This is a genomic window from Lysobacter rhizosphaerae, from assembly GCF_054779795.1.
This window is the reverse complement of sequence record NZ_BAAGXO010000001.1, coordinates 723,660-737,328: the sequence shown is the minus strand read 5'-3', so window position 1 is coordinate 737,328 and position 13,669 is coordinate 723,660. Positions and strand designations below refer to the sequence as shown.

The 13,669-nt window shown below is 66.9% G+C and carries 11 protein-coding genes; 7 read left to right on the top strand and 4 right to left on the bottom strand.

The window, feature by feature from the left end; translation table 11 throughout:
• Window positions 1–2: 2 nt before the first annotated feature.
• The 6 genes from ACYVGE_RS03425 to ACYVGE_RS03400 all read left to right on the top strand — a co-directional run bounded on the left by ACYVGE_RS03425 (window position 3) and on the right by ACYVGE_RS03400 (window position 6,812).
• Window positions 3–455, top strand: coding sequence for a carboxymuconolactone decarboxylase family protein (locus ACYVGE_RS03425; RefSeq protein WP_460727036.1), 453 nt, complete (start codon window positions 3–5; stop codon window positions 453–455).
• A gap of 44 nt (window positions 456–499) precedes the next feature.
• Window positions 500–1,024 (top strand): hypothetical protein, encoded by a 525-nt coding sequence (locus ACYVGE_RS03420; RefSeq protein ID WP_460727034.1) that lies wholly within the window; start codon window positions 500–502, stop codon window positions 1,022–1,024.
• Between the two features lie 49 nt (window positions 1,025–1,073).
• Complete coding sequence (locus tag ACYVGE_RS03415; RefSeq protein WP_460727032.1) at window positions 1,074–2,957, top strand: ABC transporter ATP-binding protein; 1,884 nt, start codon at window positions 1,074–1,076, stop codon at window positions 2,955–2,957.
• A 28-nt stretch (window positions 2,958–2,985) separates the two neighbouring features.
• Window positions 2,986–4,164 carry a PQQ-dependent sugar dehydrogenase gene (locus ACYVGE_RS03410; protein ID WP_460727295.1) on the top strand — a complete coding sequence of 393 codons (1,179 nt, stop codon included), beginning with the start codon at window positions 2,986–2,988 and terminating at the stop codon, window positions 4,162–4,164.
• A 55-nt stretch (window positions 4,165–4,219) separates the two neighbouring features.
• On the top strand, window positions 4,220–5,890 hold the full coding sequence (locus ACYVGE_RS03405) for an ABC1 kinase family protein (protein ID WP_460727030.1): 1,671 nt from the start codon (window positions 4,220–4,222) through the stop codon (window positions 5,888–5,890).
• 103 nt (window positions 5,891–5,993) lie between these two features.
• Complete coding sequence (locus ACYVGE_RS03400) at window positions 5,994–6,812, top strand: ferredoxin--NADP reductase (RefSeq protein ID WP_460727028.1); 819 nt, start codon at window positions 5,994–5,996, stop codon at window positions 6,810–6,812.
• A 6-nt stretch (window positions 6,813–6,818) separates the two neighbouring features.
• On the opposite strand, the gene ACYVGE_RS03395 is transcribed toward ACYVGE_RS03400, so the two are convergent.
• Complete coding sequence (locus tag ACYVGE_RS03395; RefSeq protein ID WP_460727026.1) at window positions 6,819–7,193, bottom strand: hypothetical protein; 375 nt, start codon at window positions 7,191–7,193, stop codon at window positions 6,819–6,821.
• Window positions 7,194–7,263: 70 nt separating this feature from the next.
• Window positions 7,264–8,166 carry a LytTR family DNA-binding domain-containing protein gene (locus ACYVGE_RS03390; RefSeq protein ID WP_460727024.1) on the bottom strand — a complete coding sequence of 301 codons (903 nt, stop codon included), beginning with the start codon at window positions 8,164–8,166 and terminating at the stop codon, window positions 7,264–7,266.
• 155 nt (window positions 8,167–8,321) lie between these two features.
• Here ACYVGE_RS03390 and ACYVGE_RS03385 point away from each other — a divergent pair, with 155 nt between their 5' ends.
• A complete protein-coding gene (locus ACYVGE_RS03385; RefSeq protein ID WP_460727022.1) occupies window positions 8,322–9,512 on the top strand; it encodes an acyltransferase family protein in 1,191 nt (396 codons plus the stop codon).
• Window positions 9,513–9,569: 57 nt separating this feature from the next.
• Here ACYVGE_RS03385 and ACYVGE_RS03380 read toward each other — a convergent pair whose 3' ends face one another.
• Entirely contained in the window at window positions 9,570–10,490 is a 921-nt protein-coding gene (locus ACYVGE_RS03380) for an alpha/beta hydrolase (RefSeq protein WP_460727020.1), read from the bottom strand.
• Between the two features lie 46 nt (window positions 10,491–10,536).
• Window positions 10,537–13,437, bottom strand: coding sequence for a bifunctional diguanylate cyclase/phosphodiesterase (locus tag ACYVGE_RS03375; RefSeq protein WP_460727018.1), 2,901 nt, complete (start codon window positions 13,435–13,437; stop codon window positions 10,537–10,539).
• Window positions 13,438–13,669: the final 232 nt, after the last annotated feature.

Below are 13,669 nucleotides of genomic sequence, written 5' to 3'. Positions count from 1 at the left end.
CCATGTCGACAAGAGTGAATCTCGGGAAGGCGGCCCCCGAGTTGTACCAGGCCGTCGCCGGACTCGAAAAACTGGTTACGAAAGCCATCGCCTCGGCGGGGCTGGCGGAGGGATTCGCCCACCTCCTGCGTCTCCGCGCGTCCCAACTCAATCAATGCGCCTACTGCGTCCGGATGCATACCCGCGATGCCCTGGCCAACGGCGAATCCAGCGACCGGATCAGCCTTCTCCCGGCATGGCGGGAAAGTGCGTATTTCGACGCCAAGGAATCCGCGGCGCTGGAACTGATGGAGGCAATCACGATGATTGCGGACGGACAGGTGCGGGATTCCACGTACGAACTCGCCGCAGCCAGTCTTTCAAGCGAAGAGATCGCGGCTGTCGAGTGGCTTGGGGTTGTGATCAATGCCTGGAATCGAATCGCGATTTCCAGCCGGTATCCGGTCGCGCCTTAAAGGAGACGCGATGGCCTTGCGTGGTTGAGGCTCCGCTCGAAGCCATGCGCACCCGTCGCCTCCAGCGGATCGTCCTCACCAGTTTCGTGGTGACATTCGTGTGCGCGCGGATCGTGGTGTTCCTCATCATGACCCGCGACCTCCCGGACCTTTACCTCCACGTCGGCGGAACCCACGTACACCACCTGAACTTCGGCATCTTCCTGCTCTCCATCGTGGGCGCGGTGCTGCTGTTTTCCCCTCCCGACGGGAAATGGCGCGATGTCCTCGCGGCGACCTACGGCGTGGGATTGGCCCTCACCTTCGACGAGTTCGGCATGTGGTTGCACATGGGCGGCAGCTACTGGCAACGCGGCAGCTTCGATGCGATCACCGTCATCGCCGCGCTGCTCGCTCTCGCCGCCTACATGCCTCCGCCCAGGCGATGGAGCCGCCGCCGGCTGGCCTGGACAGTGTTGCTGCTCTGCCTGGTAGGCCTGTTCTTCTGGCGCCTGTCGGTCACGCTATCCCCGCTTGAGGGGCGCGCGCTGCCGAGGCTCGAACAGATCGAACGCCAAGCCCCGCGTTGAGGCTGCGTGCTTTCACCCGTTCGCCGCAACGCGCGGGCACAATCGGGCAATGGCCTCACCTGACTCGATTCCAGCGGGCGCGGGCGCTCCCCGCCCCGGGCAGCCCAGCCTGCGCGACCGCTTCAAAGCACTGCGCAACCTGCCACCGTTCCTCAGGCAGATCTGGGCGACCAGTCCGGGGCTGACGCTGGCAACGCTCGGACTGCGCGTGCTCCGCGCTTTCCTGCCCATCGCCACGCTGTACGTCGGCAAGCTGATCATCGATGAAGCGGTGCGCCTGGTGGCCGCGGGAGCCTCGTTCGAATCGTTCGCTGCCGCATGGCACGGCGGGCAACTGGATCACCTGCTGTGGTTGCTGGTCGTGGAGTTCGCCCTTGCGATCGCCTCCGACCTGCTGGGGCGGTTGATCAGTTACGGCGACGCCCTGCTGTCGGAGCTGTTCACCAACGCCACCAGCGTGCGCCTGATGGAACACGCGGCGACGCTGGACCTCGAGGACTTCGAGGATCCCGACCTGCAGGACAAGCTCGATCGCGCCCGCCGCCAGACCATGGGGCGCATGAACCTGATGAGCCAGCTGTTCGGCCAGGTACAGGACATGATCACCGTGGTCACCTTCGCCGCCGGGCTGCTGGTGTACGCGCCGTGGCTGATCGTGCTGCTGGCGGTGGCACTGGTGCCCGCGTTCGTCGGCGAGGCGCACTTCAATGCACTGGGTTACTCGCTGAACTTCGCGTGGACCCCGGAGCGGCGCCAGCTGGAATACATCCGCCAGATGGGCGCGAGCGTGGAGACGGCGAAGGAGGTGAAGATCTTCAACCTCAATCGCTTCTTCATCACCCGCTTCCGCGAGCTGTCCGACAAGTTCTTCCTCGCCAACCGCAAGCTCGCGCGGCGGCGCGCGTTCTGGGGCACGCTGCTGGCGGCGCTGGGCACGCTGGGCTACTACGCCGCGTATGCCTACATCGCATGGCGCACGGTGAAGGGGGATTTCAGCATCGGCGACCTCACCTTCCTGGCCGGCAGCTTCCGCCGCCTGCGACAGTTGCTGGAAGGCCTGCTGGTGGGGTTTTCACAAGTCGCGGGGCAGGCGCTCTACCTCGACGACCTGTTCTCGTTCTTCGAGATCAAGGCGGAGATCCATTCGCCGCGAAATCCGTTGCCCGTGCCGCAGCCGATCAGCCGGGGCTTCGTGTTCGAGAACGTCGGCTTCCGTTATCCCGACGCCGAACGCTGGGCGCTGCGTGCGCTGGATTTCGAGCTGCGCGCGGGCGAGGTACTGGCGCTGGTTGGCGAGAACGGCGCCGGCAAGACGACGCTGGTCAAGCTGCTGGCGCGCCTGTACGACCCCGACGAGGGCCGCATCCTGCTCGACGGCCGCGACCTGCGCGACTACGACCTCGACGGCCTGCGCGCGAACATCGGCGTGATCTTCCAGGACTTCGTGCGTTACCACCTCACCGCCGGCGAAAACATCGGCGTCGGCCAGATCGATGCGATGTACGACCGGGAGCGGATCCGCGAAGCCGCCCGGCGCGCGATGGCGGACCAGGTGATCGAACCCCTGCCCTACGGCTACGACCAGCTCGTCGGTCGCCGCTTCAAGACCGGCGTGGACCTGTCCGGGGGACAGTGGCAGAAGATCGCGATCGCACGCGCGTACATGCGCGACGCGCAGGTGATGATCCTCGACGAGCCGACCGCCGCGCTCGACGCACGCAGCGAATTCGAGGTGTTCCAGCGCTTCAAGGAACTGTCGAACGACCGCACCGCGATACTGATCTCGCATCGCTTCAGCAGCGTGCGCATGGCGGACCGGATCCTGGTACTCAACGAAGGCCGGCTGGAGGCCAGCGGCACGCATCCCGAACTGATCGCGCAAGGTGGACGTTATGCAGAGCTCTTTGAATTGCAGGCCGCGGGCTATCGCTAGCCATCCGCCGGGAAAGCTGCACTTGCGGGTGCTCGGCATCGCCCTCCCCGTCCTGCTCCTGCCGATGCTCGGCTGCCAGGCGCCCAACGCTTCGGCCGGTGCGGCCGAGATCACGAAGCCGTCCACGCAGGTCGTATCGAGCCGGCTGGGGGAAGTGCGCGTCACCACCATCGCCAGCGGTCTCGTGCATCCGTGGTCGGTGGCGCTGCTGCCGCAGGGCGGATTCCTGGTGACCGAACGTCCGGGCCGCATGCGACGCATCGGCGCCGATGGAGCCGTGTCCACGCCACTGGCGGGCGTGCCAGCCGTATTCGCAACAGGCCAGGGCGGCCTGCTCGATGTCGCGCTGGCACCCGATTTCGCCGCCAGCCGGCGCATTTATTTCACCTATGCCGAGCCCGGCGCGGGCGACACCGCCGGCACTGCAGCCGCGGTCGCCACGTTGGGCGCGCGTTCGCTCGAAGGCGTCAAGGTGATCTATCGGCAGGTGCCGAAGGTCGAAGGCTCCAACCATTTCGGGTCGCGCCTCGCCTTCGACATCACCCCTGCAGGAAGCAGCGGCGGCCACGTCTTCATCAGCCAGGGCGAGCGCCAACAGCGGATGCTCGCGCAACAACTCGGCGTGCTGCAGGGCAAGCTGGTGCGGCTGAACCTCGATGGCAGCGTGCCAAAGGACAACCCCTTCGTCGGACGCAAGGACGCGCGGCCGGAAATCTGGAGCTATGGCCACCGCAACATGCAAGGCCTGGCGATCGATCCGCGCACGGGAACGCTATGGGAAAGCGAGCACGGGCCGCGGGGCGGCGACGAGATCAATCTCCCGCGGGCCGGCAGGAACTATGGCTGGCCGATCATCACCAACGGCATCGACTACTCGGGATTTCCGATTTCCGAGGCGGTGGGCACGTCGGCACCGGGCATGGAACAGCCCTACCACGTGTGGGCGAAATCGCCGGCGCTGTCGGGCATGGCATTCCTGGTGAATCAACCCCGGTCGAAGTGGAACAACAGCCTGTTCCTCGGCGCATTGGCGGACGCCAGCCTGATCCGGCTCACGCTCGATGGCGACCGCGTGGTGGGCGAGGAACGCCTGCTCAAGGAGATGGGTGCACGCATCCGCGACGTGCGGGTGGGCCCGGATGGCGCCGTATATGTCCTGACCGACGAAGACGACGGGAAGCTGCTGCGCCTCGACCCGCCCAGGTGAACCCGTCTTTACATCCGGCCCGCTAGGCTGGTGCCGGTTCTGGGAGTCGATGCCCATGAGCGATACGTCGAGCGGGCTCGCGCGTACGGCGCGGATCCTGCGCTTCCTGCTCAAATACCGCGGCGCCGGTGTCTTCACCGGGCTCGACCTCGACTTCGTGCACGACGGCGACGCGCCGGAAATCACGGGCAAGCCGGAGGAATTCGTCGCCGACCTCGTAGCGCTCGGCCCGACCTTCATCAAGTTCGGCCAGGCCCTGTCGACGCGCCCCGACCTGGTGCCGCCGGCGTATCTCGCCGCACTGGAACGCACCCAGGACAACGTCGCGCCGGTGCAGATCGAACAGATCCGTGCGGTGCTCGAAGCCGAACTGGGGGTGCGTCCCAGCCATCTCTTCGAGACGTTCGACGACGTGCCGCTCGGCAGCGCCTCGCTCGCGCAGGTGCATCGCGCGACGCTGCGGGATGGCCGCGACGTCGCGGTCAAGGTGCAGCGGCCCGGCATCAGGAGGCTGATCCACACCGACCTCGATGCGCTGGCGACCATTGCGAGCCGCGCCGACCTGGCGACCAGCGTCGGACGCCGCGTGCACTTCGCCGACTGGGTACACGAGTTCCGCAAGGCGCTGCTTTCCGAACTGGATTACCACTCCGAGGCCGAGAATCTCAGCCGTTTCCGCCAGCACTTCCGCGACTACCCGGAACTGTTCGTGCCCGCGCCGTTGTGGGATTTCAGCACCCGGCACGTACTGACGATGGAACTGGTGACCGGATACAAGGTCACCGAGCTGAGTGGTCTGTTCCGTACCGAACATGACGTCGGCGACCTCGCCGAAGCGCTCTTGCGCGGCTACCTAGACCAGGTGCTGGTGCACGGCGACATCCACGCCGATCCGCACCCGGGCAACCTGCTGGTGATGGAAGACGGGCGGCTCGCCCTGTTCGACCTCGGCATGGTCGTGCACGTGCCGCCGCGGCAGCGCGACCGGCTGTTCCGCCTGCTGTTCGCGGCCGTCGACGGACGCGGCGAGGAAGTCGCACGCGAGGCGGTCGGGATGGGCATACGGCTGGAGGATTTCGAGGAGGACCGTTACCAGCGCGAAGTCGGCCAACTGGTGGCGCGCTACGCCGCGCACCCCAGCGCATCGGCCAGCGAGAGCCGGTTGCTGTTCGACATCGTGCGCATCAGCACCGCCTGCGGACTGCGCTCGCCGTCGGAACTCAGCCTGCTCGGCAAGACGCTGGCGCACCTGGAAACGGTTTGCCGCGCGCTGGATCCGCGCATGGACATGAAAGACGTGGTCGACGGCCATCTCGACCGCGTGATGGGCGAGCGCCTGCGCCGCTCGCTTGCGCCGCATCGCGTGGCCAGCGAGCTGATGGATCTGCAGACGCTCACGCGCGAGGCGCCGCGCAAGCTTTCGGACATGCTCTCGCTGCTCGCCGACAACCGCTTCCAGATCCGCGTCACCGGGCTGGAGGAGTCGCGGTTGATGGAGAACATGCAGAAGATCGCCAACCGCATCACCACCGGGCTCATCGTCGCGGCGTTGATCATCGCGGCCGCGATGATCATGCGGATCGAGACGGCGTACCGGCTCTTCGGCTACCCGGCGCTGGCCCTGGTGCTGTTCGTGGTGGCGGCGGCGCTGGGGATCAGCATCGTGGTGAGCGCCCTGCTTCGCGACCGCAGGGCCAGGCCGCGGGAGGAATCGGGGCCGCGTTGAGGAGCGAGTCATTGGCTCCTCCAGGGCATGGGGCGGCACCCGATTTCTGGTAATGCGGCGGGCCAGCTAAAATGCCCTCCCCCGCGTCGTACTTCCCCCCTCCATGTCCTCCGCTTTCGGCACCGAGACCGTGCTGGATGTCCGTCACTGGACGGACTCCTACTTCAGCTTCACCACCACCCGCGACGACGGCTTCCGTTTCGACAACGGCCAGTTCGTCATGATCGGGCTGCAGGTGCCGGCGGGAGACGGGCAGGACGGCGCCAGCAAGCCGCTGCTGCGCGCGTACTCGATCGCCAGCGCGAACTGGGAAGAGCAACTGGAGTTCTTCAGCATCAAGGTGCCCAACGGGCCGCTGACCTCGCGCCTGAAGGACATCCAGCCCGGCGACAACGTGCTGATCGGCCGCAAGCCCACCGGCACCCTGCTGATCTCCGACCTGCATCCGGGGCGCAACCTGTACCTGCTCGGCACGGGCACCGGATTCGCACCATGGCTGGCGGTGATCAAGGACCCGGAAACCTACGACCGGTTCGACAAGGTCATCCTCTGCCACGGCGTGCGCAACGTGCAGGACCTGGCGTACCGCGATTACATCGTCAACGAACTGCCGCGGCACGAGTTCCTCGGCGAGCAGATCAACGCCAAGCTGAAGTACTACCCGGCCGTGTCGCGCGAAGACTTCGCCTTCAATGGCCACGACCAGCGCGGGCGCCTCACCGACCTCATGGCCAGCGGCAGGATGATGGACCAGCTCGGCATCGAGCCGCTCGACGCGGAACACGACCGCGCCATGATCTGCGGCAGCCCGCAGATGCTCGCGGATTTCCGCGCGCTGCTGGATGGACGCGGTTTCACCGCCGCGCCGCGCATCGGCACGGCGGGGCAATACGTGTTCGAGCGTGCGTTCGTCGAGAAGTGAAGGCCTTCAGCTGCTGCGCAGCCAACGCTCGGCGGCGTCTTCGCTGTTGAACACCCGGGCGTCGTAGCCCGCGTCGCGCGCGTAGAGCTCGCAGAACTCGATTTCGTGCATGCCCATGGGTTTGACGTGGGCGATGCGGAAGCGCTTCAGGCCGGTGTCGGCCATCATCAGGACCAGCTCCAGCCAATGGGCTTCCGATAACGGTTCGCCTTGCAGTTCATCGACCACCAGCAAGCCCGCCCCTGTTGCGGCGCCAAGGTGGGCATGGATGGAACGCCAGCAGGCCACCGTATTGGCGAAGGTTTCCTCGCCGCGCACATGCACGCGCAGGCCCAGCGGGTGCGGTACCACCTCGACCTGCAGCGGTGCTGGCACTGGCATGGAGGTGCATCCCCGTGATCACGGCGCGTGACCGAGCTTACTCCCGCCCGATGCGCATGGGCATGGGACCTTAGGCCGCGGTCCCGATGCGCAGCGCGTCGCGGTAAGTCCGGCTGCAGGGGACGGCCGTGCCATCGCGCATGCCCACCCGCGCATCGCCGGTATCCAGTGGTTCGATCTCACCCACGCAGTCGAGGTTGACGATGTAGCTGCGGTGCACGCGCACGAAACGCCTGGGATCGAGTTGGGCCTCGATCGCGGCCATCGTCGTGCGCAACGGGTAGTCGCGTCCGCGCAGGTGCAGGTTCACGTAATTGCCCGAGGCCTGCAGCCACTCGACGTCGGCCGCGGCGATCAGGAATTCCTTGCCCAGCTTGCGCACCAGGAAACGCTCGGGGCGCTCGGGCTGCTCCACCAGCGGCGTGTCGTCGGGCGCGGTCAGCACGCTCGCTTCGCCCTGCAGGCGGCGCACCAGCAGGCGGTAGAGCTCGATCAGCACGACCAGGCCGGCGAAGTGGCGCACGTCCTTGAGGTATTCGTAGAAGAACTCGGTCAACCACGGACCGAAGTCGTAGTGGCCACCCTGCATCGCATAGACCAGCTTGCGCAGGCCGACCATGCCCGCCACGTGCAGGGCCGACCACGCCACGCTGCCCACCAGCATCCATGGCAGGTTGCGGCGCCAGGTGTCGAAATGCAGCGGAAAGCGGCGGGTGAACCACAACACCGCCGGGACCAGGGCCAGGGAGACGAGGTGGCTGGTCCATTCCCACACGGCCGGTTCCCAGCTGGCGAAGCCGAGGTGCAGGCGACGGATGTCCATCAGCACGGTCACGCTGTTGGCCAGAGCGCCCACCAGGTAACTGACGATCCAGAAGCCCCACTCCACCGGACGCCGCCAGGGCTGGTAGCGGTCCCACAGGGTGTCGGCGGAATGGGCGCTGGAAACAGGAGGCGGCGCGGGGGAATTCATGCCGCGCATTCTCGCCCAGCCCGGCGCGTAAGCGGTCCCGGTTCGTCCCATGGGTCCACGGTTCGTCCCCGCGGCCGTGCAATCAATCACTTGCGCGTGGCCAGGATGCCCACGCGGTCCCATGGTGATGGCCATTCCAGCCACGGACTGCCGCCATGCAACAGCGCCGCCACGACATCGATGCCCTGCGCGCCCTCGCGTTCGCCCTGCTCATCCTCTACCACTGGTGCATGTTGTACGTCGGCGGCGAGGACTGGGACTGGCACCTCAAGAGCACCTACCTCGGCGAATGGCTGCAGGTCCCGATGCTCTTCGTGAACCGCTGGCGGATGGACCTGATCTTCCTGATCTCCGGCCTGTCCGTGCATTTCCTGCTGCGCGACACGCGCCCCGGCCGTTTCCTCGCCCAGCGCAGCTGGCGGCTGCTGCTTCCTCTGACCTTCGGGTGCCTGGTGGTGGTGCCCGTGCAGCCGTATGTGCAGGGCATCGCCCACGGGGCAGTCCAACCCGGCTACCTGCACTTCCTCGCCGATTACTTCGGCGGGCGACAGTGGCCGCAGGACGCCTTCGACGGCTGGGAGCATGGCTTCACCTGGAACCACCTGTGGTACCTGATCTACCTGTGGTGCTACACGATGGTGTTCGCCGCCCTGCGCCCGATCCTGCGTCGCCTGCCCAACCCCTTCGCGCGCCTGCGCGGCGCCTGGCTGCTGGTGCTGCCCGCGCTGCCGCTCCTGTTGTGGACGCTGACCCTGCAACCGCTGTTCGATGAAACCGGCGACCTGATCCACGACTGGTACCGCCACGCCATCTATTTCACCGTCTTCCTGTACGGCTGGTGGCTCGGCGCGGACAACGGCGTCTGGGACGAACTGGTGCGCCTGCGCAGGCACGCGCTGGCCAGCGCGCTGGTCCTGGTGTCGGCCTACATGGCCATGGTGTTCGGCCTGCCCGACGACTTGCCGGAATGGGTCCTGGTGGTCGGACGCACCCTGCGCAACCTCTACATCTGGATGGCGCTGTGCGCGATCCTCGGTTGGGGCAAGGCGTATCTGAATCGCCCGTTCCGCTGGCTGCCTTGGGCGAACGAAGCCGTGTATCCCTGGTACGTGCTGCACCAGAGCCTGATCCTGCTGCTCGCCTACTGGTTGCTGCCCCTGCACCTCGGCCCGGTGCTGGAACCGCTGCTGGTGCTTGCCGGTACCGTCGCCGGCTGCGCGCTGCTGCACGAATTCGTGATCCGCCGCGTGCGCTGGCTGCGGCCTTGCTTCGGATTGAAGCCGGTAGTGCGGGCGGAGCCCGAGCGTGGCGCCGCTGGCCTGCTGGTATCGGGCCGGAACGCCTAGCTGGCCAGATGCGAACAGAGGGGATAGGCCTTCGCGCTATCCAGTGCGCCCCGCTCGTCAGTGCGCCCCGCTCGCCTGCTCCTGCAGATCGAACAGCCACCGTACCGCGCGCGGAAACTCGGCGCGCCATGCGGCTTCGTTGTGCTCGGCCTCGGGTGCGACGTGCACGGCCACCGCCACGGTTTCCGGTTGCGCACGCAGGAGGGTCGCCATTTTCTCCAGCATGGACACCGACTCCTCGCCTTCGCGGCCGCCGATGTACAGGTAGATGCGCGAACCAGCCGGGAGCGGCGTGCGCGACGCGATCGCGAAGGGCTCGTCGGAGGCCCAATACGACGGCGAGAACACGCCCGCCTTGGCGAACACCTGCGAGTAGCGATGCAGGGTGTAGTCCGCCGACAGCCCACCCAGCGAGCTGCCCAGGATCGCGGTGTGCTCACGGTCCGGCAGGGTGCGGTAGTTGGCGTCGATGAAGGGCTTGACCACATTGACGACATCGGCGACGAAGGCGCTGCCGAGATTGGGCAGGAAGCGCACGTTCGGGTACGGGATCAGCTCGTTGAAACGCAGTTCGCCGCCGTGGTCGATGCCGACGACGATCGCGGGGAAGTCATCATCCCGCGCCAGCTTGTCCATGGTTTCGTCGACGCCCCACTCGCCCGCGTAGCTGGTGGCGTCGTCGAACAGGTTCTGCCCGTCGAACATGTACAGCACCGGATAGCGCCGCGTGCCTTGCGCGTAGTCCGGCGGCAGGTACACGCGCAGCCGGCGGGCGTATCCGAGTTGCGGCATGCGCAGCGGCGGGACGAATACGCGCACGGTCGGGCCGGCGGTATGCGGGCGCGCGGGTTCGTCCGCGGCCGCGGGCAGGCACGCGAGCAGGAAGGCGAAGGCGAGTACGCGCGCCAGCATGGGCTTCTCCTGGTTGCACGACACCTTGCCGGATGAGGGCGCGCGCCGGCCTGTCCCATCCGTCATGGCTGCTTCCTTGGCGGCGGCTTCGTTGTAGCGCAGGGGCCTTGCTTTAGCTGGCCTGGCTGGCGCGCGCGTTCCACTCCTGTGCCGGGCGCGCACGCGAGAACAGGAAGCCCTGGCCCTGCTCGCAGCCGATCTCCAGCAGGCAATCGCGCTGGGAATCGGTTTCGATGCCTTCGGCGATGACTTCCATGCCAAGGGTATTAGCCAGTGCCAGCACCGCGCGCACCACCGCGGAACTGCCACCGCGATCGCCGGGGCGCAGCGCGCTGACGAAGGAGCGGTCGATCTTGAGCGCATGCAGCGGGAAACGGTGCAGGTAACTCAGCGACGAATAACCGGTTCCGAAATCGTCCAGGGCCGCGAGCACGCCGCCATTGCGAAGCGTGTCGAGCGTGGCGGACACCTGGTCCGGGTTTTCCAGCAGCGCGCCTTCGGTGACTTCCACCCGCAGGCGTTCGGGCGGTACGTTGTACGCCGACAACAGGTCGAGCAGTTCCTGCGCCAGTGCGGGTGAGCGGAAGTGCCGCGGCGCCACGTTGATGGTCACGTAGCCGCCCTTGCCGACCAGCGACACCACCTCGCGGCAGGTGCGTTCGAACATCCGCCAGTCGATCTGCTCCACGCTGCCGCTGTCCTCCGCGACGCGCAGGAAATCACCCGGGAGCAGCAGGTCGCGCCCGTGGCGGCGCCAGCGCAACAGCGCTTCATAGCCGAGTACCTGGCCGCCGCGCAGGTCCACGATGGGCTGGAAGTGCGGCTCGAATTCGTCGCGCAGGATCGCGCGGCGCAGGTCGACCTCCAGGTCGAGCAGCTGCAGCGCTTCCTGGTGCAGGCGCTCGTCGAAGATCTCGAAACGGTGCCGCCCGTGCGCCTTGGCGCGATACATGGCCACGTCGGCGTCGCGCAGGAGTTCCTCGGCCTTGCCATAGCGCGCATTGCCCAGGGTGATGCCGATGCTGGCCGAAGTGAACAACTCCTTGCCGTCGATATGCATCGGTTCGCCCAACGACTGTATGACGCGCTGCGCGGTATGGCAGGCATCCTCGGGCAGTTGCACGTCTTCGATCAGCAGGGCGAATTCGTCGCCACCGAGGCGCGCGACGACATCGGAATCGCGCACGCAGTCGGCCAAGCGCTTGCCGGCCTCCTTGAGCATCAGGTCGCCGGAGAGATGACCGACGCTGTCGTTGATGACCTTGAAGCGGTCGAGGTCGAGGAACAGCACGGCGAAACGATGGTCGGGATCGCGTTGCTGCCGCGACAGGGCACGCTCGAGCGCGCCGTACAGGAAGGTCCGGTTCGGCAATCCGGTCAGCGAATCGTGCAGGGTCTCGTGCACCAGTTGCTCTTCGGCACGCTCGCGTACCGCGATCTGCTCGCGCAACTCGCTGACGGCCGCGGCAAGCTGGCGCGTACGATCCTCGACCCGGCGCTCGAGCTCCCCCTGCACGCGCTTGCGCTCCAGCGCCGTCAGGATGTGCTGCGCCACGTAGCCCAGCAGCGCGCTGTCTTCCTCCGTGTATCGCAACGCCTGGTCATAGGTCTGCACGACGACCGCGCCGCGCACCTCGCCTTCCGCGATCATGGATACGCCGAGGAAGTCCTCCGCCGGCGTGCCCAGGCCGATGCCGCCGGGCACGTGCAGCATGGAGGCGACTTCACGCGCCGGCCCCATCGCCGTGCAACCCAGGCGGATCAGCCCCAGGGTCAGGCTGTTGCTCATCTTTTCCGCCGGAATCTCCTCATCCGGCCGGACCAGGCCGGGATCCTTCTCGTCGGCGTGATAGATGAACTGCAGGGTGTCGCGTTCGGCGTTGTAGAGCGCGATGTAGAAATTCTTGGCGTACATCAGTTCGCCGACCACGTCGTGGATGCGTGGCAGCATCTCGCTCATGTCCAGCTCGCTGCTGGCCAGGTCGGCGATGCTGTAGAGCGCCGCCTGCAACTTCTCGCCACGCTGGCGTTCGCGCACTTCCTCGGTCAGCTCGCGGGTGCGTTCCTCCACACGCCGTTCCAGTTCCTCATGGGCCTGCTTGCGCATCAGCGCCGTGAGGATGTGCTGGGCGACGAAGGCAAGGAGAGCACGATCCTCTTCGGTGTAGCGCGACGACTCGTCGTAGCTCTGCACCACGATCGCGCCCCGCACGGTGCCGTCCGCGATCATCGGGACGCCGAGCCAGTCGGCGCTGTCGGGGCCGTAGCGGTCGGAGTCCGGATAGTCCAGCTCGAACTCCGTCAGCAACAGGCGCGATGGCCCCATCGCCGGGCGGGCGTGGCGGATGATCGCGAGCGTGAGGCTGCTGCGCATCTCGGAGGCGGGAACCTCCTCCGTCGGATCGACCACCATGAAATCGTGTTCGTCGGCGAAGTAGATGAAGCGCATGCTGTCGCGCGCCGCATCGTAGAGCGTGATGAAGAAGTTCTCCGCGTACATCAGCTCGCCGACGACGCCATGCACGCGCGCGAGCATCTCGGGCATTTCCAGTTCGCTGCTCGCCAGGTCGGCGATGGCGAACAACGCGGTCTGCAGCTTCGCCGTCTTCTCGAGCCGCTCCGCGGCGAGGCGTTGTTCGGCCAGTTCCATGGCCGTGGCGAGGCGGGCAGCGAGGACGCCGCGGAACGCGCTCCAGTCCGACGATTCAAGCGGGACGTCCGCGGCCGGCCAGTCGGCCGTCAGCACTGCGTGCCTGTTGGCGTCGGCGATGCCCAGGTCCACGACGATCCGACGCCAGCCCGGCCGTGGTTCGGCTTTCTCGATATCTGTCGGGAGGCGATGACGGGAGGGCTCCGGCCTCGAGGCCCAGCCGCCGCCCGGCGCACCCGATTCAGTTGCCGCCCGCGGAACCCAGCTCAGGCAGGCATTGCAGGCTCCGAACACCGCTTCGACCTGGCGTTCGGCCACAGCCGCGATTTCCTCGAGGCTGGACACCGCGAACAAAGCGGACACGAAATCGGCCGCTGGTGCTCTCCCTGCCCCCCTGCTGCCAATCTCCCCGCCCGGTTCGAAATCCTGGGGGCGCGTGGACATAGGCGACGGAGTGTACGCCCGCCATCCGGGCGCGTCTTGCCGGCCGAGGTCGCGATCGGGCCGCTCAGGCAGATGAATAGGCCGGAGCGCGGCCCGGGCAAAGTTACGGCACCGCCGCCGGAAGGGGCGCGGTCAGGTTTCGCCGTAGCGC